The following is a 22148-nucleotide window of genomic DNA, read 5'->3' on the forward strand; positions in this document are numbered from 1 at the left end:
GAGTTTTTAATTTATTATAGGTTATTATTTTACGATAAGGACAGGAATATTTGCGCTATTAGCAATCTTGTGTGTTACGTTTCCTAACACATTTTTAATATCTGACTTCGCGCGTTTATTACTCATAACAATAATATCATAATGATGCATTTCGATTTCTTTCAGTATGGCTTGTTTAATATAACCGCTACTGAATTTTACTTGCGTTTTTAACCCCAGTTCTTCTAATTTTTCAACAAAGGGTGTTAACGTTTTTCCTTTTTCATCTGCTAATTCTTTAAAATGTACGCCATCATAACGCACAGAAGTTTGTAAATCTCCTTCAGGAATAACATTGAAAATAGTGATTTTGGCGTCATCAACACCAGTAGTTAAATTTTGTAATTCATTTGGGACGTTATTAAATGAATTATCAAAATCATAAGCTAGTAATATATTTTTATACATTGTAGCGCCTCCTTCAATATTTGTTTACCCTATAATATAAAAACTATCACAATATCACTACTAATATTTTAAATAAGTCATTTGATTGCAAAATAAAAATACATTATACGTCTAGTCCAATAATATCATTAATATGACGGTAGCCATGCGCTTGTAAGTATTGAGCAAGCTGTTTATTAATTTTTTTTGGTAAGCCCGGCCCTTCAAATACTAAGGCACTGTAAATTTGTACAAGCGAAGCACCGTGGCGTAACATTTTAATCGTATCATCTACATTAAATATACCGCCTGTACCAATAATTAAAAATTTGCCTTGTGTTTTTTGGTAGGTATGAGCAATCAATTGCAAATTGCGTTCAAATAGAGGACGGCCACTTAAACCGCCAGTTTCTTTTTGATTAGCAGATTGCAAATGCTCACGTTTTTGAGTCGTATTAGCTAACATAATGCCGTCGAAAGTTTGTGTGATGGATTCAAGCATGCGTGTTAAAGTTCCTACACTAAGGTCAGATGTTAACTTGATAAAAATAGGAACGTCAATTTCATATTGAATTTTATAAGTTTGAATAGCTGAACATAATTGAGAAAATTCATCTTTATCATGAAAGCTTTGCAAGTTTTCTGTATTTGGAGAACTGATATTAACAGTGAAAAAAGCAACATCATGTTTGAATGTATCGATGACTTTTATGTAATCTTCATAACGTTGTTCATACGGCGTTGCTTTATTGACACCTACATTAAGACCGATAGGCGTTTCATAATTAAATTTTCGTAAATTACTTAGTGCTTTATGCATTCCCAAATTATTGAACCCCATACGGTTGATTAGCGCATCGTCTTCTACTAAACGATACATACGTGGCTTAGTGTTGCCAGGTTGTGGTTTAGGCGTAATGCCGCCTAATTCGAGCGCGCCAAAACCTAATTTTTCTAACGCTTTTGGCACTTCGCAAGATTTATCAAATCCAGCAGCTAAACCAACAGGGTTCTCAAAATGGATGCCTTTAATATTTTGAGATAATATATCATGCTTATAATAAAATAATTTCTCTAGTATCGGTAAAAATTGAGAGTGTTTTTGTGAAGTTTTAAGCGCATTAACAGTCATACCATGTGCTTTTTCAGGATCGAATTGAAATAAAAGTGGTTTAATTAATTTATACATGTAATAATCGCTCCATTTATCGAAATTAGTAATAGATAAAAATGATGTAATAGTTATCGTTTATTATGAAAATAATTGTCTTTAATAGACTAGCATTTTAGTAATCATATGCCTAGTATAAATAAAAATAATTAATATAAGTTTCACATCAATCGAAAAGCGTTAGATTTGATTAAATATAGCGAAAAACGGTAATAGTAGAGTGATGCTTAAAATACGGAGGGATATTTTATGAAAGAGCAATGGCAGTCACAACTCCCATTAGAACATATAGAAAAAATTACACCAGTGAGTGGTGGAGACGTCAATGAAGCCTTTAGAGTAGAAACAACTCAAGAGCCTTATTTTTTATTAGTACAGCGTGGTAGAAGTAAAACCTTTTTTGATGCAGAAGTAGCAGGACTCGATTTATTCGAACAAGCTGGAATCACAGCGCCTAGAGTTGTCGATAACGGAGAAGTAAACGGTGACGCTTATCTTTTACTAACCTTTTTAAATGAAGGTACGCAAGGCAGCCAAACTGAATTAGGAAAGCTTGTAGCTAAAATGCATAGTTATCAACAGCCAGAAGGTAAATTTGGCTTTGGACTGCCTTATGAAGGCGGAGATATTTCGTTTGATAATAGTTGGTCAGATCATTGGAAGACTATATTTGTAGAGCAGCGTTTAGATCACTTAAAAGAAGCTTTGGTAAATAAAGGTTTATGGGCAGATGAGGACGTGGATAAATATTACAAGGTAAGAGCAGTCATTGTAAACGCATTAGATAATCATAAAAGCAAACCATCTTTATTACATGGTGATTTATGGGGTGGGAACTACATGTTTTTAGAAAATGGAGACCCTGCTTTATTTGACCCTGCGCCCTTATACGGTGATAGAGAATTTGATTTAGGTATTACTACAGTATTTGGTGGATTTACTCAAGATTTTTATCATGCATATGATAAACATTACCCGTTAAGTAATGGAGTCAATGAACGCCTTGAATTTTATCGCTTATATTTGTTGATGGTTCATTTACTAAAATTTGGTGGTATGTATGCTGATAGCGTAGCACGTTCGATGGATAAAATAATAAATCATTAAATTACTATAGGATACCAATGACTGTATTTAAAATAAAAGCGGCCGAGACATTATTGATGTCTCGGTCACAAATATAATATAAGCAATACATGAGCTTATAGTCATGTAATTCTCTCAAACTAAACGTTTTTATCAGTCTGCTTTGCCAGATCGGGCAAGACAATCATTTAAAAAAATGCGCTATTTGTCTTGTTTTCTAACCTTTAGTCTAAGTTTAAAGTACCCATTTCTTCACGTAATTTATAAACTTTATCTGGTGTAACATCTTCACCTAGGGGATCAACCACTTTTAAGGCAGAAAATGTATTCACTACTTGGCCACGAATCATTTGTAAATATTCTTGTCTTAAAGTGTGTTGCTCTTGTTTTTCTTCAACTGTTAAAGGTTGTAACTTTTCTTTATTTGCTAAATGATTAATTCTATCTAATAATTTCATTCACTAATTCCTCCTGAGTATGATGAGGTGGAAAGTGTGGCATAATTTCATTACCCACCTCAGCTAATATATCTTTATACGTTCTTTCATTTGTTATGAATTGTATCATTATATGATTTGTCCCAATACGTTCATACGCTTTTAATATTTTTAATAAAGTGTTTCTACCTAATCTATATCCGCCTTTAACAGGCTTTACAAGTTCATCTGGATTTATTGATAAATCAATGACTAATGGATGCATAAAAGGTTTGAATATACCATTGTTATGCCATTTTTGTAGTAAATCTTTTTGCTGTTGGAATGGCTGTGGGTAAAATAACCATCCGTCCATATGCTGTTTAAGCCAATGAATGTCTTGTTTAGCATAACCAGTCGCAAACATAGGAATATGTTTATGCTTTGGTAATATTTGTAACCCTGAGTCCTCATACAAATCAAATAAATCATTTGAAATTTGAGGTGAGTGTGTTTGCCATAGTTCATTTAATGATGAAACTGCTGATTGGAAATGTTGACTTAAGTTATTTGAATCTATTTTAAATGCTGGAAATTCAAATTGACGGTCGCCTGTTGCTAAACCTAATAACAATCGCTCGTTTGTGATCAAATCAAGAGAAGTAGCTGCTTTAGCTATATGAATTGGATGACGTAATGTAGCAACAATGCTAGATGTTCCGAGAGCAATTTTTGATGTGTTGGCAGCGATGAAAGTTAAAAATACAAACGGATCGTAGTTTGTCGTTACATTACCTAAGTGTGGGCTATATAAAGGATTATCCCTAACAAAAAGGCTCGTGAATCCAAGTGCTTCAGCATATTGTGTTAACTCGACTTGTTTATCAAACGACAATGCGATATTTTCAGAGTCATCAAAAGGTAACATTAAACCTAAGGTTAAATAGCCCTTTCGAAAAGTCCGTTTGAAACCATTGTGTGTTTGGATTGTTGTCATGTCTATCCCTCCTATCTGATCAAATTAAACAACGAAAGTTAACTAAGTAACATGTGTTGTTTAGATTGATTATATGCTCATTTCAAATATAATGCAAACAACATGTTTATAGATTGATTGCTTAAGCAACATTATGATGATGTTGTTGTTTAATTCTTGTTTCGTAAATATAATAATTTGATATAAATTCATTTTGAAAATATTATAATAACTATAAAATTGATATGAAGAATTAATAATAATTGATTAAGTTTGAAAAGTTCTGTAAATTGAAAGCGTAATCACTTTTGTAGGAGGTAGGTTCATTTTGATTAAAAAATTTATAGTCAGTACAGTCGTAGGAAGCTTGCTCATTTTTTTAAGTGCTGTGAATTCATCTATACATGCACAAACACAAGATAAAACTTTGAATCATACATCATCAGAGACACAGCAAACAAACGATAATAAGCCTGCAGGTAATATGTCGCCTAGAGTCGTCTTACCGGGTGAAGATCGACATCAAATTGAAAATACTCAAACAGGACATTATCAATCGATTGGCTATATAGAGGCGGGTGAAAGTATAGCTACAGGTGTTGTTATTGGTGAAAACACAATATTAACGAATAAACACGTTGCGGATCTTTCTAATGGAAATCTATCTTTTGCGCCAGCTGCTGAAAATGATAGTCAGTTCCCGTATGGTACATTTTCTGAAAAAGATACACAAGCATATCCTGGAGATGCTGATTTAGTGCTTGTTCATTTAAATAAAAATGATGACGGCCAATCTGTAGGAGAAGTGGTTGAACCTGCGACGATTCAGGATGCTTCAACTGTTTCTAAAGATAATCCAATAACAGTGACTGGTTACCCTGGAGATAAACCTTTAGCAACCATGTGGGAAAGTTCTGGCGAAATAATCAATGGTAATAGTGAGACATTAACATATAATGCAAGTACATATGGTGGAAATTCAGGATCACCTGTATTTAACAGTAATAATGAATTAATCGGTTTACATTATGGTGGCGTTGAAGGTGAAAGTAATAGCGCCGTACCGTTAACTGGTGATATATTACAATTTATCAACAATAATAATAGTTAATTCATAGACTTAGAAAATATAAAAAAATATGAAATTATAAAAACACCTCGTTTAATAAAATTACGCTCATGTAGCGTATTAAACGAGGTGTCTGTTATATGAATGGTTAAAACTGAACATTGTACTAATTTAAAATAATTCTTTTTCTTTGACTTCTGGAATAATAAAACGTGTGGAAATAAATGATAAAAACATAAATAATGCGCACACTAAAAATGCAATGAAACTACCAGTTGTACGAGACACATGTTCATCAATAACGAGATAAACCGTTGTGAAAATTGTAATACCAAATGCAGCACCAATAGTTGCAACCATTTTGTAAATACCTGAAGCGATACCTAATTTTTCTTTAGGTGTATGTACTACTGCTGTATTAAGACCAGGTGTCGCAAAAAAGCCCAGACCCATACCAAAACATAAAAACCCGATTAGACTACCTATAATATATATAGGTGTAGGTAAAAAAGATAATGATAAGAGTAAGATACCTAAAGTGACTATGAGTGAACCTAACTTCATTGGTTTCTTAGCTTCATGCGTTTCCATCATACGCTCACCAATTCTTATCGTTATTAATACACCAAACATATAAGGTAAGGTAATTAATCCTGAAACGAATCCAGTAAGATGGAAATGTTGCTGTGTAAAAATATTATAAAGCGCAAGGGCACCTATAGATGTATTAAGTAAGAAATTAGATGTCACTGTACCGATAAAGTAGCGACTTGAAAAAAGAGAAAAATCAATAAGTGGTTCTCTTTTTCGTTTTTCGTAAAAATAAAAAAGGGTTAATGTGATAACAAACACAAGCACTAATATAATGATAGTTGGATTATACCATCCGATATCGCCGCCTTGAGTAATCACAATATTGATGCTCAACGTGCTTATAACGAATAAAATAAGACCCCAGAAATCAAATTTTGAAGTATGACTTTGCGTAGCCTTTGCTTCAGGAACATCTTTAATCATTAAAAGCACAATGAGTGTCACGATAATGGACGCAATAAAAATCCATTGCCAACCAATATAAGTCGCAATAAGCCCTGCAAATACAGATGATAAACCAGTCCCACCGTATGAACCTATTGACCACATACTTAACGCTTTATGTCGTTCCTTATCATGGTAATATGTATTAATTAATGAAATCGTTGCTGGCATTAAGCATGCTGCTGAAAATCCTTGTATTGCCCTACCAAGTAATAGTAAAAATGTAAAATCAGAAATAATCACTAAGATAGAGCCTATGATACTTAAAGTCAGCCCAATACGCATGATTTTAACACGGCCAAATTTGTCTGCGAATCCGCCTGCTGCCACCATAAATACCCCTGTAAATAAAGATGTTAAACTAACTGCAATATTAAGTAACGCATCACTCGTTGTATAGGTTTGTTGTACGAGAGGCCCAATATTTAAAAAAGATTGAGCGAATAGCCAATAAGTTAAAATAGATAAAACTAGTGCCAAAATTAATTTATTACCGCCTACAGTCATTTTAGAATTCAAATTGCTCCCTGCCTTCGTATAGAATTATTAAAAAATATAGTTATTTTAAATTTAAAATAACTATATCAGTAAAATAAAACGCTTTCAATACAATGAAAATTATATAAAACAGAGATTTGCAGTATTAAAATTAAAAAATTATATTATTTTGAGTTAGATAATTGAGACGTAATGAAAGCCAATGAATTATTGATATATGTTTCAGCTGGTAAATCACTTGAATGGAACCAATGTTTGGCGATGCCATATAAACCCCACGAAAGAAAACGTGCACTTGTAGCAAGCGTTTCTCTATCTATGTTATGGTGTTTATCGACCATTAAATTTAAGAAAATATCTTCCAATGCTTCTTTAATTTTCTTTTCTACGATTTCTCCATAAGCCTCACTGTTTAGACGGCATTCTTCATGAGTGTCTTGAATATAACTGGTAATCGTAATGAAACATTTACATAATGCTATATCATCTAACTCGGCGACCATGTTGAGAGATTGATTTAAATTTTTTAAGATAGTTTCAGACAATGTATAATCCATAATGTCATACTTATCATAAAAATGAGCGTAAAAAGTAGCACGATTAACAGTAGCGCGCTCAGTAATATCTTTAACAGTAATAGAGGCTAACTTTTTTTCCTTTGCGGTCTCACGAAAAGCGTCCATTAATAATTTTTTTGTTCTTATAATACGAGGATCTATATGAGTAGTAGTCAATTTAATAACCTCCAAATTTGTGCTTTGCGCATCTTTATCAGTCAAATTATCTTGCTTTATTAACAAGTTGTCAATAAAACGAATTTGATTATAGTATTATACTTTTTTAGGGTGTTTTCTTTAATTTTACTGTTTAAGAAACAATAAACAACAATACCTAAAGTTATAATGACGATCCCAATTAAACTTGTTAATGCTGGTAATACCAAGCCTAGTAACAACATTTCACCAGCTAATGTGAAAACAATTTCCATTGATTGTGTTGCTTCAACAGCAGCTAATTGAGTTTGATTATGCTTCACAGTGTGAGTTGCGTAGAAAAATAACGTTGTTGCTATAACGCCTGAGAATATAGCGACGAAAAAAGTTTGTACCATTTGATTTGAAGATGGTACACCTTGTGTAAATATGCCAATAAAAAAGATAATAAACCAAATAGTAACGTGACTAAGGTCATTCCGTATATGCGTTCAATTGTATTTAAATCATTGTCTACAAGCGCCATCATTTTACGATTGCCTAATGGATAAGCAAAGGCTGCAACGACTAAAGGCATAATAGATAAGATAAAGGTTTGGACGTCGATATTTGAAATATGAGGATTTGTACGATAATAACGCCGAGAACCGTCATACTTGACGTTCCTAGTGAACGCCATGAGACACGTTCTCTGACTTTGATCGTTTTCTGTTCATATTGTATATATTCATAGAAAAAGGGAGCCAGTAATAGCCCACAGATAATGGTAAATTGCCATGTCGCAGAAATAAGCCAGCCTGGACTATAGTTGGATACAAAAGTGATTGGTACGTAAAAAAAACAAAACCAAAGGAACTCCACAATAGCCACATCCAAAAATGTTGTTTGATATGTAATACAATGACGTGATGGCGTTGTTTAAACATCACGATAACAAATAGAAAAGGAAACATAAAAATAAAACGAAGTGATGCACTAAAAAGCCAACTGCCACCATCGCTAGACATTGCATGGTTTAATATAAAAGTAATAGAGAAAAATAAAGCACCCAAAACGCCAATGGAGATTGCTTTCATTTAAGTCCTCCTTCAAATTGTATAATGCTATTAATTTACCAGTTTTTTTGAATTGAGCAAATATAGTTAACTTTAAAATGGATAGTATACATTTGTTTGTTTGAATTTTCGGAAAATATTAGGCAAATAAAGTAAAAAAGTAGTATGATGATTTTAAAGACAATTTTAAAATTTATAGTGAATGGATAGCATGTTTTTCACGCTATAATAAAAATCTATTGGAATAGTAAAGTATAAACTTGATAAACAAACTTAAATTGAAATCTAAAAATATATACAACGGATGGAGTGTAGTAAATGAGTAAAAAGATAATAATGGATTGCGACCCTGGGCATGATGATGCGATTGCTTTAATACTAGCTGGCGCTAAAAATAGTTCGCTTGATATATTAGCAGTTACAACTGTAGCTGGGAACCAATCTGTTGAAAAAAACACTAAAAATGCACTTAACGTATTGGAAGTGATGGGGAGAGGAGACGTTGAAGTGTCTGTAGGCGCAACCCGTCCACTTATAAAGCCTGCTTCATTTGCTTCAGAAATTCATGGTGATTCTGGTTTAGATGGACCTAAATTACCAGAGGTGCCTGTGTTGAAGCCAACACAGCATCATGCAGCAGATGTTATTATTAAAACTTTAAAACAAAGTTCAGAACCTGTAACAATTGTTGCAACAGGGCCACTCACTAATATAGCAACGGCTTTAATTAAAGATCCAAGTATTTCTCAATCTATTGAATCTATTACGATAATGGGTGGTGGTACATTCGGGAATTGGACACCTACGGCAGAATTTAATATTTGGGTTGATGCTGAAGCGGCTAAACGTGTCTTTGAAAGTGGTATAAGAATTAATGTCTTTGGTTTAGATGTCACGCACCAAGTATTAGCGACAGATGAAGTGATTCAAAGATTTAGTCGAATTGATAATGAAATATCTAGATTTGTTGTAGAATTATTAGAATTTTTCAAATCAACTTATAAAACACATTTTGATATGGATGGCGGTCCAATCCATGATGCATGCACGATTTTGTATTTATTACAACCTGATTTATTCACAATGCAACAAACACATATAGATATCGAACATCAAAGTCAATTAACTTATGGTACGATGTCTGTTGATTTAAACAATGTCACTAATAAAGAAAAAAATGCTTATTTTGCTACAGCGGTAGATGTTGAACGTGTTTGGTCTTTAATTGAATATATATTAGGAAGTTATAATCAATAATTTAAAATAACCCAACACTTCAATACCATTATATTAAGTTATGCTGCTATAAGCAGACTCATATTTTAAAAAATTGAATTATGATTGTAAGCGAGCGTATATACCCGATAAAAAGAGGTGTTATATCGCTCGTTTTTTATGTGATCACTAACTAAGTTTAAGACAAAAGTATGAGGCTTTATCAAGTTGAATGATTAGCAACACATTGCCAAAAACGTATACTATGGTATTAATATATAATTAAAAGGTGAGTCCAAATTTGAAAAATACATTAAAAACAATCATATTGTTAATTGTCATATTAGTTCCGTTGATATTAATGCTTACAAATTTAGACACAATACAACAATTTGTAAGAGAAAACTTAGTTGAACAAAATGATGGCACACGTGATGAAGATGGAGACGAGTCATATAAAGATGTTTTTAATATGAGTAGAGAAACCGAATCGTTTGGAGAATATAAATATAATGATTTTGAAGGCAAACACTACGGCATAGACTATGGATTAAGGAAAGATACACCCGTTACTGCTGCGACAAATGGTACGGTAACTAGAACATTTGATAATGAATTAGGAGGCAAAGTAGTCCAAATTAGGGAAGAAGATGGTGTGTATCATCAATGGTATATGCATTTAAACGAGTTTAAAGTGGAAGCAGGAGATAAAGTGAAAGCTGGTGAAATCATTGCGCTTTCAGGTAATACGGGTTCGCAGACTTCTGGGCCACATTTGCATTTTCAAAGAATGAAAGGTGGCGTTGGGAATGATTACGCTGAAGATCCGAGAGAATTTATAGAATCTTTACCACAAGGAGAAGAAAGTCTTTATAAAAAATAAATGGTTTGAATATAAGGGTGATTATAATGATAACAAATGAAGTAAAACCGTTGAGATGGCACAGTTATCGCATACTTCTCAAATCATTTGTTCTCTATTTCAGAAAAGGTGGCTAGGAAGATAGCGTTTAATTTAAGTATTAATTGTCCAAATTCATGTATAAATCCCACTAACTCGATTATTTGAGAAGTGGGATTTTATATTTTTAAGTAATTCTTGAATATACTATATTGATTGACGAGGTGTTATTTGTGTCCTGTATGAACTCCAAAATTTCGAAAAACGGATATTAACTTGTATTTGAATCTGTTAAATGTTTGTCATATTATGTTTGAATCGTAATCATTCATTTGTAAGTGAATCAATAGAATCATAACTTAAAAGATTTTGATGAATGGCTTTCCATAAATAAAAAGCACCTATGGAAGCATAGGGGCTCCACCGTTCTCTACAGAGCTTGAGCTGTTTTTTTCTTTCTAAAGTTGAAGTTTGATATAACCATTGAGCAGCTTTTTGTAAGCCAACGTCATAGATGGGTAATACATTTTGCCGTTGCAATGTGAACATTAAAAAAACTTCAGCTGTCCACTGCCCAATCCCTTTAATTTCAGTTAATGCATGTTTAGCATCCGAATCATTTAAACGACTTAAAGCTGTGAAGTCAAGTTTATTTTGTTCCACATGGGATAATAAATTTTGAACGTAGCTTATTTTAGATTTAGATAAACCTAAATTGCGCATTTCTGTTTCACTTAAATTTGAAATGACTTGCACAGACCAAATGTCATGAATAGCTATCGAAAATCTTTGGAAAATCGCAGCAGCAGCTTTAACAGTGATTTGTTGGCCGATAATAGAGCGAATTAATGATTTTAATGGATCGGGGCGTAGGTGTATTTCTATATTGCCAATATGTTGTATGAGTTTTGCTAAAGTAGGGTCTTGTTGCATGAGTTCTTGAACGGCGTAATCTTGAATATTGATATACTGCGTAGTCATAATGAATCACACCTTATTGTAATATTTCTTGTAGGACAATGGCCTGATTATGTTGTTTGTCTTTTGCGCTATATAATAAAACCACATCTTGCTTACTGTTAGCGATAATATCTTGTAAATCATTGAAAGCTTGTTTTTGATCCTTATTTTCACGTAGTTCTTTTTCATATTTTTCTTTGAAGGCTGCGTAAAGTTGAGGGTCATGGTTAAACCACTTTCTTAATTCGGCTGTTGGTGCAATATCTTTGATCCAATGGTCTAAGTTTGCTTTTGCTTTTGAGACACCCCTTGGCCAAACACGATCAACAAGTATGTGTATACCATCTTTAAGCGGTTTTTCATAAATACGTTGGATTTGAATTGTCATAAGATATATCTTCTCCTTTTATAAAATGTAGTTATATATCTATTGCCTTAAATAAAACCACAGAAACATTAACCATATATTCTATAGTAAAGGGTATAAGAGTATAAAATGGATAAAGGAGAATTTGATATGACAAATTTTGAAAATGTTCAACCACCTAAGCAATTTAAATATCGTAGTAACGCGGTGCTTATTAAAAATTACTACGAGTTCACTTGTGATAACCGAATATATTTTACGCAAACGGTGCATAAAGATTTAGCCAATCAACGTTATCAATTTAATATAGAAATTTTGTCCCAAATTGATGATTATGGATTAGCTTTAGATTTTAATGAAGTAGATAAAATTTATAAATCAAAAATAGCGACCTATTTAGATGGTCAACTTATTAATGAGGCCTTGCCGCCGATGAATACCACTGCTGAGAATATTGCATTTTGGATCTGGGAACAATTTGAACAGTTTTTACCAGAAAACAATACACTTCAAAAACTAGAATTTTTTGAAAATGAAACGCAAGGTTTAGTGCTTACTAGAGAACGAATGGAAGCAAACTAGTTGATGAAATTAAGTATGAACGTTTAATTTATATGGTTTATGTGTTTAAGCAAAATTAAAACAATACCTTATGTTTCATTGTAACCGATATATATTCAAATATTGAATGAATTATGCATATCATAATAGAGCGGGCGCGCAGTTACCCGCTTTTAATTAGCATTTTTGTAAGCTAATTGTTTAAAAAGTATCATAATAAAATGCATGGTTTCTATGCCCGCTGCTTTTTTATAACAACCATTTGAAATAAAAGTACATTAAATTAAAAATAAATATTCTGAAAATTATGATAATATGTTATATTTTTAGTTATCACATCTTAGGAGGCGCTACTATGATAAAAGTAAGCCCAAAACAATTTATAAATAACGTATTATCAGGAGTAGCAATTGCTATTGTTGCTGGTCTTATACCTAATGCTATTTTAGGAGAATTATTTAAGTTTTTAGCACCAAAACATGATATTTTTGAAACATTACTTCAAGTCGTGTTAGGTATTCAATTTACCGTGCCATTATTGGTTGGCGCATTAATTGCAATGCGATTTAGTTTAACACCATTAGCGACAGCCGTAGTCGCGAGTGCTGCTTTTGTGGGAAGTGGTGTAGCACAATTTAAAAATGGTGTTTGGATGCTTGCTGGTGTAGTGATTTAATTAACACAATGATTACTGCTGAGATTGCAGTATTTTTTATATTGGTTATAGGCGAACGTTTTGGAAGTTTAACATTGATTATTTTACCTACGATAGTAGGTGTTATTTCAGGTTTAATAGGTATAACGATACTTCCATATGTACAAATGATTACTACTGGTATAGGTAACCTAGTCAATACATTTACAGAATTACAACCCATATTGATGTCAATGCTGATTGCGCTTGTCTTCAGCTTTCTAATTATTTCGCCAATTTCTACTGTGGCAACAGCTTTAGCTATTGGGATAAGTGGCTTAGCTGCAGGCTCTGCTTCGTTAGGTATCGTTGCATGTGAAGGCGTCCTTGTTGCTGGAACATTGAAAGTAAATAGATCTGGTGTGCCGCTTACGATATTTTTAGGTGGCGTTAAAATGATGATTCCGAATATGGTACGCCACCCCATCATTTTACTACCTATATTTACTAACGCGTTAATAACAGGATTTTTTGGAGCTTTGTTAGGTATTGCTGGTACAAAAGAGTCAGCAGGCTTTGGTATCATCGGTTTAGTAGGGCCGATTAGTGCATTTAGACATATAGAAGCTTCATTACTACTGAATTTAGTAATCGTATTTATAGCGTTCTTTGTAGTGCCTTTTATCATTGGTTATTTAATTAATGTATTTTATATGAGGGTATTGAAGTTATATCACCAAGATATATTTAAATTTTTAGCGTAAATCAGATAACTAAACCTGAGTTAAGAAATAAGTTTTTGTAATATTTAATCGTATACATATAATTATTGGTATCATAAGAAATGTAAAAAGGCCTCAAATCAGAGGTCTTTTTATTTTTTTAACAAAAAAAATTGCAAGTATTGCCCTAAAATATAAAAAATATATAGAAAATACGTATTACAATGATGTAACAACAGTGTGGTTTGTAATTTTTCAGATAATAGAAATTATAATGCTTTTTATATTTTAAGACCTTCTATAACAGTATGGATATATAACTGATTCAGAAAGACTTTCTTAAGTATTACGCTAAATAAATCAAAATATTTCAATGTTACAAAGCAATATGATTTTTGTAAAGTTTTGTTATATAAGTGTAATACGATTGATAAATTTATATGATATATTAGCTATGGTAAAAAATTAAGACATAAATATTAAAAGATTTTAGCAAATACGACAACAAAACTATCAAAAATATATTTTATTAGATTTTAAATTTGGAGGATTTATTTTACTATGAAAAAAACAATTTTAGCTTCATCATTAGCAGTAGCATTAGGCGTAACAGGTTACGCAGCAACATCTGACAACAATCAAGCACATGCTTCAGAACAAAACATCGACAAAGCACATTTAGCTGAGTTAGCATTAAACGGTTCAGCTAAATTAGATCAACAACCGTTACATGCTGGTGCCTATAACTATAATTTCGTATTAGATGGCAATGAATTTACTTTTACATCAGACGGTAACACGTGGTCATGGGGATACCATGCAGCAGGTACACAAGCTTCATCATCTAACACTACACAAGATGTAAGCTCAGAAGTAAGTGTAAATACAAATGAAAAATCAGCAAGTGAAGTACGTTCACAACAATCATATGCTACTCCAGTAACAGTAGCAGCACCAAAAGCTTCAGCGTCTACAAACGTGAGAACTACGCAAACAAGCGTAGCAACAAAAGCTTATAACGTAGCGCAAACATCAGCTGCTTCAACTGGTGGCTCAGTAAAAGCTCAATTCTTAGCTGCTGGTGGTTCAGAAGCTATGTGGAATTCAATCGTAATGCCTGAATCAAGCGGTAACCCGAATGCGGTTAACCCAGCTGGTTACAGAGGCTTAGGTCAAACTAAAGAATCATGGGGAACTGGTTCAGTAGCTGATCAAACTAAAGGTATGCTTAACTATGCAAAACAACGTTATGGTTCTGAAGAAGCTGCCCTTGCTTTCCGTGCAAGCCACGGTTGGTGGTAAAATCTACAGCACTGAACTCGATAGTTTGGTGATATATAAGAGAGTGACTCAAATGAGTTGCTCTCTTTTTTTATCTTAATAAAAAAGGTGAATGCTAATTGACATGTTAGAATATTCTGATAAAATTAATGTAAATTAATTACAAATTAACTTATCCAGAGAGGTGGAGGGGGTTGACCCGTAGAAACTTCAGCAACAGACTTATCATTATGAGTACTGTGCTACTTTCAACAAGTGAAATGCTTGAAAGATAAGTGTCATGTAAAACTATATGCCACTTAATGGGGCATATAGTTTTTTATTTTAGGAGGGCTTTTTAATGGTAATGTCAGATCGATTAGCACAAATTCCAGATAGCTACTTTGGAAAAACAATGGGACGTACAATAGAACATGGCCCTTTACCATTGATTAATATGGCTGTAGGTATTCCTGATGGTGAAACGCCCAAAGGTATCCTTGATTGTTTTGCAGAAGCAATCCGAAAACCAGAAAATCAAAAATATGTAGCATTTCATGGCAAAGAAACATTTAAACAAGCCATTGTTGATTTTTATCAAAGACAGTTTGGTGTTGAACTAGATAAGGAAGATGAAGTTTGTATACTTTATGGTACAAAAAATGGATTAGTTGCTTTACCTACCTGTATAGTTAATCCAGGTGAAAATGTGCTCCTGCCTGATCCGGGTTATACAGATTATTTGGCAGGCGTACAATTAGCAGGTGCACAACCGCAGCCGCTGGTGTTAACGCCTCCTTATTATTTACCACAGTGGCATAACGTAGATACAGATGTTTTATTAAATACGCGCCTAGTTTACTTAACTTATCCTAATAATCCAACAGGCTCTGTTGCTACTAAAGATGTATTTGATGAAGCAATTGCACAATTTAAAGGAACTAAAACTAAGATTGTTCATGATTTTGCTTATAGTGCATTTGGTTTTGATCATAAAAATCCTAGCATTTTACAATCAGAAGGTGCTAAAGATTTAGCAGTAGAGGTCTTCTCTTTGTCTAAGGGATATAATATGTCAGGTTTCAGGGTGGGTTTTGCAGTAGGAAATAAAGATATAATCCAAGCATTGAAAAAATATCAAACACATACGCATGCAGGTATGTTTGGTGCATTACAAGACGCAGCAACATTTGCTTTAAATCATTATGACGATTTTTTAGTGTATCAAAATGAAATTTTTAAAGCGCGTAGAGATAAATTTACAGCTAAATTAATTGAAGCGGGTATCCCGTTTGAACCGATGCAAGGTGGTATATTTTTATGGCTAAAAATGCCTGAAAATTATGATAGTGAACGTTTTGAGGCTTATTTATTAAAAGAAAAGTCTATTTTAGTTGCGCCTGGTATACCATTTGGCGAACATGGGCGAGGTTATGTGCGTATTTCATTAGCAGTGGATGACGAGAGGTTAATGGAAGCGGCAGAGCGACTTCAATCTTTAAAACATCTTTATAAATAAGAAAGTGAGAGTGGAACAATTTATGACGAGTATTAAACTATTTGGTGTTAGAGAAGAAGATATACCCTTTATTAAAAATTGGGCAGAAAGCAATCAAGTTGAAGTAGATTTAGATAGCGATTTGTTGTCAGCAGAAACAGTAGATCGTGTGAAAGGGTTTGATGGGCTGTCATTGTCGCAACAAATTGAATTAGATGAAGTAGTTTATAAGAAATTACATGATTATGGTATACAACAAATTGCACAGAGAAGCGCTGGATATGATAGCTATGATCTCGAGCTAGCCAATCAATATGGATTAGTTATAACAAATGTACCTTCATATTCTCCACATTCTATAGCAGAATATACTGTGTCACAAGCATTGAACTTAATCAGGAATTTTAATGATATTCAAAATAAAACTGCACAATATGATTTTAGGTGGCAACCGAGTATTATGTCACGCTCTATTAAAGATTTGAAAATCGCAATAATAGGCACGGGGCGAATTGGGTCTATTGTTGGAAAGATCTTTGCAGAGGGTTTTGGTTCAGAAGTATTGGCTTATGATATTGAACCTCAATCATCATGCGAGACTTATTTAACATACAAAGAAAGTATAAATGAAGCTATCAAAGACGCAGATATTGTCACAGTGCATATTCCTGCAACAGAGGACAATACATATTTATTTGATGCAGATTTATTTGCTCAAATGAAAACAGGTGCTGTGTTCGTCAATTGTGCACGTGGTATAATCGTTGATACACAAGCTCTTGTAGATGCATTAAATAGTGGGAAGCTAAAAGGTGCTGCATTGGATACTTATGAAGGTGAAAAAGGTTTGTTTCCAAGTGATCAACGCCATACGCAGTTAGATGATGAATTATTAATTAAATTGATTGAAAGACAAGATGTAATTATATCGCCGCATATTGCTTTCTATACGGATGCTGCGGTTGAAAATTTAATTGTCGATGCGTTGGATGCAACATTAGAAGTAATAAAAACAGGTGATAGTAAGTTTCGTGTGAATTAAAATATGAAGTGGGCGCAAGTACTTTAGCTCTTGTAAACTTTCTTTTGAGTTAATCACACTTATATATGGACTTCCGCTTTTGTACACCACTCTTCTAATCAACGAAGAGGGAGCGGGACAATGAAATCATCTTAGAAATTGTGATTTCTGTCTCGCTCCCTCTCATTATTTTCAGATAGAAATATAATTTTTATTTAGCGTCGTAACCTTGGTCTTCGATTGCCTCTTTCATGTTTGTCATGGAAACTTTATTATCATCATAATCGACTTTAACATTTCCGGCATCAAGATTTACATCAGCTGTTGATACACCGTCTAGGTTTGTAAGTGCAGATTCTACTGCATGTTTACAATGATCGCAGCTCATGCCCTCAACTTTAATTGTTTCTGTTGTCATATGAATCACCTCCTTAAATTAAAGGTATTATATAGTTATTATCACAAAGTTTGATTATAATCTCATTCGTTTTAATCTGAGTGAATTTGTTACAACGCTCACTGAACTTAAAGCCATAGCGGCACCAGCTACCCATGGTGCAAGTAAACCTAAAGCTGCAATAGGAATACCTGCGACGTTATAACCGAAAGCCCAAAATAAATTTTGTCTAATGTTACTTATAGTTGATTTACTCGCTTTGATTGCTTTCGGTATTAATAGTAACTCTCCGCCTAATATTGTAACATCCGCTGCTTCTATAGCTACTTCAGTACCAGTACCAATAGCAATGCCTATATCAGCTTGAACTAGGGCTGGAGCATCGTTAACCCCATCACCAACCATTGCAACAACCTTATTTTCATCTTGAAGTGATGTAATTTTTGAAGCTTTTTGTTCAGGCAATACTTCAGAAATAACTGAATCAATCCCAACTTGTTTAGCGATGGCTTGCGCTGTTCGTTCATTATCGCCTGTAAGCATCGTAACTGAAATACCTAATTCATGTAATTGTTTTATCGCTTCATTGGCAGAATCTTTGACCGTGTCAGCTACAGCTACAACACCTCGCAATGTTTGATTGATTGAAATTAACATAGCAGTTTTGCCTTCGTATTCATAATTCATTAAGTTATCTTCAGACATTGTTACATCAATGTGATAATCTGTCATTAATTTACGTGTTCCAATCAATATATCTTTTTTATTGATTGTTGCTTTGACACCGTGGCCAGGTATAGCTTCAAAAGATTCGGCATCTAATAGATTAACATCTTTATTATTTGCATAATTAACAATTGCTTCAGCTAATGGATGTTCTGAATCTTTTTCAGCACTTGCTAATAGTTGTAACGTTTCATCGTCACCGTCAAAGTCAGTCACAATTGGTTTACCGTTTGTGATGGTGCCGGTTTTATCTAGGACAACTGTATCTATTTGATGTGTACGCTCTATATGTTCGCCGCCTTTAAATAAAATACCATTTTCAGCAGCTTTACCAGTACCAACCATAATTGAAGTAGGTGTTGCAAGCCCTAAGGCACACGGACAAGCTATAACTAATACAGCAATTGCGGCTACAAGTGCAGGTTCAAATTGACCAGATTGTACAAAAGCAATCCAAATAATAAACGTGAGAATAGCGATACCGACAACAATAGGTACAAAATAACCAGAGATAATATCAGCTAAACGTTGAATAGGCGCTTTTGAACCTTGTGCTTCTTCTACTACTTTGATAATTGAAGATAGCGCTGTATCTTTGCCTACTTTAGTTGCTTCTATTGTAATAGAACCATTTTTATTCATAGTTGAGCCTATCACATTGTCATTTAATGTTTTTTCAATCGGTATAGATTCGCCAGTTAACATAGATTCATCAATCGCAGTCATGCCTTTGATAATTTGTCCATCAACTGGAATTTTTTCTCCTGGTTTAACTTGTATATGATCTCCAACAATAACTTCACTTAAAGGGACCATACGTTCCTCGCCGTTTCTGATTACACGAGCTTCCTTAGCTTGTAAACTTAATAACTCACTTAAAGCATTCGTGGTTTGCGTTTTAGCACGGCTTTCTAAATATTTACCAAATAAGATAAGTGTTATTAATACTGCACTAGTTTCAAAATATAAATGTGGCGTATAGTTTGAAGTAGCTAACCATTTTGCCATTTCGTAAATACTGTAAAAGAATGCAGCGCTAGTACCTAATGCAACTAATACATCCATATTAGCTGACCCATTTCTCAGGTTTTTATAAGCGCCTACGTAGAATTGCCAACCAATGATAAATTGAACAGGCGTAGCTAATATGAATTGAAACCATGGATTCATTAAAAGTCCTGGTAATGGTAGTCCGAATAAGTGGACAAACATCGTTAACAGTAAAGGTAGGGAGAGAATAGCTGAAATAATTAATTTATTCCGTTTTCCTTTTAATTCTTGTTCTTTTTGTGAATGTTTGGCTGAAGCTTCTTTTTTAGGTTGTGCATCGTAGCCGATATTTTGTATTTTTTTGATGAGATCATCAATAGAAGTCGCTTCAGGGTTATAAGCAATTGTTGCATTTTCAGTTGTCAGATTGACATTAGCTTGTTCAACACCATCAGTTCGATTGAGTACTTTCTCAATCCTATTTGAACATGCAGCACAAGTCATACCAATAACATCCAATTCAGTCTTTTCTGATACTACATCGTAACCAGTGTCTTTGATTTTTTGAGTTAATGATTCTATGGAAGTAGTATCAGTATTATATGCAACGGTTGCTTTTTCTGTTGTCACATTGACGTTTGCTTCTACGCCATCCATTTTATTTAAATTCTTTTCGATACGATTTGCACACGCCGTACAAGTCATACCCGTTATACCTAATGTCGTTTTTTTCTTATTATCCATTACAGTGATTACCTCCTTTTACGATAAATATATATAGCATGATTAAATCTAAGCCATTTGTTAAATTTAATATACCCCCTATAGGTATAAAAGTCAACGTGTTTGTTCAAAATAAAATAAGCTAACACCAGAATGTATATAACAAACGATGCTAGCTTAGGATTTAAACCAAGCTTATATTAGATGTTGTTGATTGACCTTGCTGAGTTCGGAAACGATTTTACGACTATCTTTATTAAGGTGCTGTACATAGATAATATTATTTTTCTTTTTATAATTTTCTATTAAAGTATCTACTGCATTGACAGCTGAATCGTCCCATAAATGCGCTTGGCTAAAATCGAGATAAATCGTTTTATCTCGTAATTCTAAATCTAATTGGTTCATTAAGGAGTCGATAGACACAAAGAAAATTTGTCCTTCAATTTTATAATAGATGTGATGATTACGGGCTTCATATTGAACAGAGACATTTGATATCTTTGTAGCAAAACATAATGCACTGACGATGACACCTACAATGACGCCGAGCGCTAAATTACTTGTAAATAAAACGATAACCACCGTTAAAATCATCACAAATGCATCAGAACGCGGGGCTTTTTGTATAAATTTAAATGAACCCCAATTAAATGTACCTACAGAGACCATCACCATGATACCAGCTAGAATTGGCATTGGAATTTGGACAACCCAATCACCAAAGACCATAATCAAGATGATTAAAAACACACCTGCTGTGAATGTGGAAAGTCGTGTGGTTGCACCAGAACGCACATTAATAACCGACTGACCAATCATAGCACAACCACCCATTGCACCGAAAAAGCCTGTAATAAAGTTTGCTATACCTTGTCCACGAGCTTCTTGATTTTTGTTACTATAACTATCAGTCGCTTGATCGACGATACGTGAAGTTAATAAACTTTCTACAAGACCTACAATTGCCATTGATATAGAATAAGGAAATATAATTTTAAAAGTCTCCATATTAAATGGTACGTCAGGGATTAATAATTGCGGTAAGCTTTTTTTAATTTCCCCTAAATCTCCAACCGTTTTAACATCTGCACCAGTAACTAAATATGTAATAGTTAGTAAGACAATAGCAATCAAGGGTGCAGGTATACGATTGAAAACACGTGGCAATAAATAAATAATTAATAGCGTGATAATTACAAATAAGTATGTGGGTAATGAAATACCAAAGATATGTTTAAGTTGTGTCATAAATATCATTATAGCTAATGCGTTCACAAACCCAATCATTACAGAATTTGGAATGAATTTCATTAATCTGCCTACCTTTAACAAACCAAAGATAATTTGAATTACACCCATTAAAATGGTTGCAGCCAGTAAATATTGGACGCCATGATCTCGGACTAATGGCACAATTACTAAAGCAACAGCGCCAGTAGCAGCTGATATCATTGCGGGTCTGCCGCCAACGAATGAAATGACGACAGCGATGATAAACGATGCGTATAGACCGACCATCGGATCTACACCTGCAATAATAGAGAATGAAATTGCTTCAGGAATTAACGCAAGTGCTACAACGATACCTGCTAATATATTTGTTCCTGGAGCAGTGAGCCATTCTCTTTTTAATTTATTTAACATAATCTGTGCTCCTTTATTAAAAGTCAATTGTAATAGTATAGCACATAGCATAGTAAAAGTTTATAGCACTTTATACTA

19 protein-coding genes, 2 pseudogenes and 1 riboswitch are annotated in these 22148 nt (G+C 33.6%); of the genes and pseudogenes, 9 read left to right on the forward strand and 12 right to left on the reverse strand.

Going from position 1 to position 22148, the window contains the following annotated elements:
- Nucleotides 1-24: 24 nt before the first annotated feature.
- Together KA894_RS08870 and KA894_RS08875 are read right to left on the reverse strand one after the other, a co-directional pair.
- Nucleotides 25-447 carry a universal stress protein gene (locus tag KA894_RS08870; RefSeq protein ID WP_096808339.1) on the reverse strand — a complete coding sequence of 141 codons (423 nt, stop codon included), beginning with the start codon at nucleotides 445-447 and terminating at the stop codon, nucleotides 25-27.
- A gap of 103 nt (nucleotides 448-550) precedes the next feature.
- Nucleotides 551-1615 (reverse strand): quinone-dependent dihydroorotate dehydrogenase, encoded by a 1065-nt coding sequence (locus KA894_RS08875; protein WP_096808340.1) that lies wholly within the window; start codon nucleotides 1613-1615, stop codon nucleotides 551-553.
- Nucleotides 1616-1846: 231 nt separating this feature from the next.
- On the opposite strand from KA894_RS08875, the gene KA894_RS08880 reads away from it, so the two are divergent.
- A complete protein-coding gene (locus KA894_RS08880; RefSeq protein WP_096808341.1) occupies nucleotides 1847-2704 on the forward strand; it encodes a fructosamine kinase family protein in 858 nt (285 codons plus the stop codon).
- A gap of 203 nt (nucleotides 2705-2907) precedes the next feature.
- Here KA894_RS08880 and KA894_RS08885 read toward each other — a convergent pair whose 3' ends face one another.
- Nucleotides 2908-3141: a DUF896 domain-containing protein gene (locus KA894_RS08885; protein WP_096808342.1), complete on the reverse strand. Its 234-nt coding sequence runs from the start codon at nucleotides 3139-3141 to the stop codon at nucleotides 2908-2910.
- Complete coding sequence (locus KA894_RS08890) at nucleotides 3125-4096, reverse strand: LLM class oxidoreductase (protein WP_210133892.1); 972 nt, start codon at nucleotides 4094-4096, stop codon at nucleotides 3125-3127. The genes KA894_RS08885 and KA894_RS08890 overlap by 17 nt, the downstream gene beginning before the upstream one ends.
- A 307-nt stretch (nucleotides 4097-4403) precedes the next feature.
- Between KA894_RS08890 and KA894_RS08895 the strand changes: the two genes are divergently transcribed.
- The gene (locus KA894_RS08895; RefSeq protein WP_229718978.1) at nucleotides 4404-5186 is read left to right on the forward strand and encodes a trypsin-like serine peptidase; all 783 of its coding nucleotides are present in this window, start codon (nucleotides 4404-4406) and stop codon (nucleotides 5184-5186) included.
- A 129-nt stretch (nucleotides 5187-5315) separates the two neighbouring features.
- Here KA894_RS08895 and KA894_RS08900 read toward each other — a convergent pair whose 3' ends face one another.
- From KA894_RS08900 to KA894_RS14935, 3 genes and pseudogenes are all read right to left on the reverse strand, one after another.
- Nucleotides 5316-6689, reverse strand: coding sequence for an MFS transporter (locus KA894_RS08900; RefSeq protein ID WP_182478018.1), 1374 nt, complete (start codon nucleotides 6687-6689; stop codon nucleotides 5316-5318).
- 155 nt (nucleotides 6690-6844) lie between these two features.
- Entirely contained in the window at nucleotides 6845-7414 is a 570-nt protein-coding gene (locus KA894_RS08905) for a TetR/AcrR family transcriptional regulator (RefSeq protein ID WP_210133894.1), read from the reverse strand.
- A 59-nt stretch (nucleotides 7415-7473) separates the two neighbouring features.
- Nucleotides 7474-8469: pseudogene (locus KA894_RS14935) on the reverse strand (DMT family transporter).
- Between the two features lie 297 nt (nucleotides 8470-8766).
- On the opposite strand from KA894_RS14935, the gene KA894_RS08915 reads away from it, so the two are divergent.
- Both KA894_RS08915 and KA894_RS08920 read left to right on the forward strand, forming a co-directional pair.
- Nucleotides 8767-9705, forward strand: a complete 939-nt coding sequence (locus KA894_RS08915) for a nucleoside hydrolase (RefSeq protein ID WP_096808346.1) — start codon at nucleotides 8767-8769, stop codon at nucleotides 9703-9705.
- Between the two features lie 319 nt (nucleotides 9706-10024).
- Nucleotides 10025-10546 (forward strand): M23 family metallopeptidase, encoded by a 522-nt coding sequence (locus KA894_RS08920; RefSeq protein WP_229718989.1) that lies wholly within the window; start codon nucleotides 10025-10027, stop codon nucleotides 10544-10546.
- A gap of 342 nt (nucleotides 10547-10888) precedes the next feature.
- On the opposite strand, the gene KA894_RS08925 is transcribed toward KA894_RS08920, so the two are convergent.
- Both KA894_RS08925 and KA894_RS08930 read right to left on the reverse strand, forming a co-directional pair.
- Nucleotides 10889-11545 carry a DNA-3-methyladenine glycosylase family protein gene (locus tag KA894_RS08925; protein ID WP_096808348.1) on the reverse strand — a complete coding sequence of 219 codons (657 nt, stop codon included), beginning with the start codon at nucleotides 11543-11545 and terminating at the stop codon, nucleotides 10889-10891.
- A gap of 13 nt (nucleotides 11546-11558) precedes the next feature.
- Entirely contained in the window at nucleotides 11559-11912 is a 354-nt protein-coding gene (locus tag KA894_RS08930; RefSeq protein WP_119487698.1) for a DUF488 domain-containing protein, read from the reverse strand.
- 129 nt (nucleotides 11913-12041) lie between these two features.
- Here KA894_RS08930 and KA894_RS08935 point away from each other — a divergent pair, with 129 nt between their 5' ends.
- The 5 genes and pseudogenes from KA894_RS08935 (at nucleotide 12042) to KA894_RS08955 (ending at nucleotide 17608) form a co-directional block, all read left to right on the forward strand.
- Nucleotides 12042-12473 (forward strand): 6-pyruvoyl trahydropterin synthase family protein, encoded by a 432-nt coding sequence (locus KA894_RS08935; RefSeq protein ID WP_096811192.1) that lies wholly within the window; start codon nucleotides 12042-12044, stop codon nucleotides 12471-12473.
- Between the two features lie 334 nt (nucleotides 12474-12807).
- Nucleotides 12808-13850: pseudogene (locus tag KA894_RS08940) on the forward strand (PTS sugar transporter subunit IIC).
- Nucleotides 13851-14369: 519 nt separating this feature from the next.
- Nucleotides 14370-15110 (forward strand): aggregation-promoting factor C-terminal-like domain-containing protein, encoded by a 741-nt coding sequence (locus tag KA894_RS08945; RefSeq protein ID WP_119487699.1) that lies wholly within the window; start codon nucleotides 14370-14372, stop codon nucleotides 15108-15110.
- A gap of 148 nt (nucleotides 15111-15258) precedes the next feature.
- Nucleotides 15259-15367: riboswitch (SAM riboswitch) on the forward strand.
- Nucleotides 15368-15429: 62 nt separating this feature from the next.
- Entirely contained in the window at nucleotides 15430-16587 is a 1158-nt protein-coding gene (locus KA894_RS08950; RefSeq protein WP_119487700.1) for an aminotransferase class I/II-fold pyridoxal phosphate-dependent enzyme, read from the forward strand.
- Nucleotides 16588-16609: 22 nt separating this feature from the next.
- Nucleotides 16610-17608: a D-lactate dehydrogenase gene (locus tag KA894_RS08955; RefSeq protein ID WP_103373056.1), complete on the forward strand. Its 999-nt coding sequence runs from the start codon at nucleotides 16610-16612 to the stop codon at nucleotides 17606-17608.
- Between the two features lie 190 nt (nucleotides 17609-17798).
- Here KA894_RS08955 and copZ read toward each other — a convergent pair whose 3' ends face one another.
- The 3 genes from copZ to KA894_RS08970 form a co-directional block, all read right to left on the reverse strand.
- Nucleotides 17799-18005 carry a copper chaperone CopZ gene (gene copZ, locus KA894_RS08960; protein WP_096808354.1) on the reverse strand — a complete coding sequence of 69 codons (207 nt, stop codon included), beginning with the start codon at nucleotides 18003-18005 and terminating at the stop codon, nucleotides 17799-17801.
- A gap of 54 nt (nucleotides 18006-18059) precedes the next feature.
- Nucleotides 18060-20444 (reverse strand): heavy metal translocating P-type ATPase, encoded by a 2385-nt coding sequence (locus KA894_RS08965; protein WP_119487701.1) that lies wholly within the window; start codon nucleotides 20442-20444, stop codon nucleotides 18060-18062.
- Nucleotides 20445-20618: 174 nt separating this feature from the next.
- Entirely contained in the window at nucleotides 20619-22070 is a 1452-nt protein-coding gene (locus tag KA894_RS08970) for a SulP family inorganic anion transporter (protein ID WP_119487702.1), read from the reverse strand.
- Between the last annotated feature and the right edge of the window lie 78 nt (nucleotides 22071-22148).

This window comes from Staphylococcus sp. GDY8P131P (genome assembly GCF_017891975.1).
Classification (GTDB): Bacteria; Bacillota; Bacilli; order Staphylococcales; family Staphylococcaceae; genus Staphylococcus; species Staphylococcus nepalensis.

Excerpts from the sequence above, each read along its gene's own strand:
- KA894_RS08870 (WP_096808339.1), bottom strand. The coding sequence starts at position 447 with ATGTATAAAAATATATTACTAGCTTATGATTTTGATAATTCATTTAAT.
- KA894_RS08875 (WP_096808340.1), bottom strand. The coding sequence starts at position 1,615 with ATGTATAAATTAATTAAACCACTTTTATTTCAATTCGATCCTGAAAAA.
- KA894_RS08880 (WP_096808341.1), top strand. The coding sequence starts at position 1,847 with ATGAAAGAGCAATGGCAGTCACAACTCCCATTAGAACATATAGAAAAA.
- KA894_RS08885 (WP_096808342.1), bottom strand. The coding sequence starts at position 3,141 with ATGAAATTATTAGATAGAATTAATCATTTAGCAAATAAAGAAAAGTTA.
- KA894_RS08890 (WP_210133892.1), bottom strand. The coding sequence starts at position 4,096 with ATGACAACAATCCAAACACACAATGGTTTCAAACGGACTTTTCGAAAG.
- KA894_RS08900 (WP_182478018.1), bottom strand. The coding sequence starts at position 6,689 with ATGACTGTAGGCGGTAATAAATTAATTTTGGCACTAGTTTTATCTATT.
- KA894_RS08915 (WP_096808346.1), top strand. The coding sequence starts at position 8,767 with ATGAGTAAAAAGATAATAATGGATTGCGACCCTGGGCATGATGATGCG.
- KA894_RS08920 (WP_229718989.1), top strand. The coding sequence starts at position 10,025 with ATGCTTACAAATTTAGACACAATACAACAATTTGTAAGAGAAAACTTA.
- KA894_RS08925 (WP_096808348.1), bottom strand. The coding sequence starts at position 11,545 with ATGACTACGCAGTATATCAATATTCAAGATTACGCCGTTCAAGAACTC.
- KA894_RS08930 (WP_119487698.1), bottom strand. The coding sequence starts at position 11,912 with ATGACAATTCAAATCCAACGTATTTATGAAAAACCGCTTAAAGATGGT.
- KA894_RS08935 (WP_096811192.1), top strand. The coding sequence starts at position 12,042 with ATGACAAATTTTGAAAATGTTCAACCACCTAAGCAATTTAAATATCGT.
- KA894_RS08945 (WP_119487699.1), top strand. The coding sequence starts at position 14,370 with ATGAAAAAAACAATTTTAGCTTCATCATTAGCAGTAGCATTAGGCGTA.
- KA894_RS08950 (WP_119487700.1), top strand. The coding sequence starts at position 15,430 with ATGGTAATGTCAGATCGATTAGCACAAATTCCAGATAGCTACTTTGGA.
- KA894_RS08955 (WP_103373056.1), top strand. The coding sequence starts at position 16,610 with ATGACGAGTATTAAACTATTTGGTGTTAGAGAAGAAGATATACCCTTT.
- copZ (WP_096808354.1), bottom strand. The coding sequence starts at position 18,005 with ATGACAACAGAAACAATTAAAGTTGAGGGCATGAGCTGCGATCATTGT.
- KA894_RS08965 (WP_119487701.1), bottom strand. The coding sequence starts at position 20,444 with ATGGATAATAAGAAAAAAACGACATTAGGTATAACGGGTATGACTTGT.
- KA894_RS08970 (WP_119487702.1), bottom strand. The coding sequence starts at position 22,070 with ATGTTAAATAAATTAAAAAGAGAATGGCTCACTGCTCCAGGAACAAAT.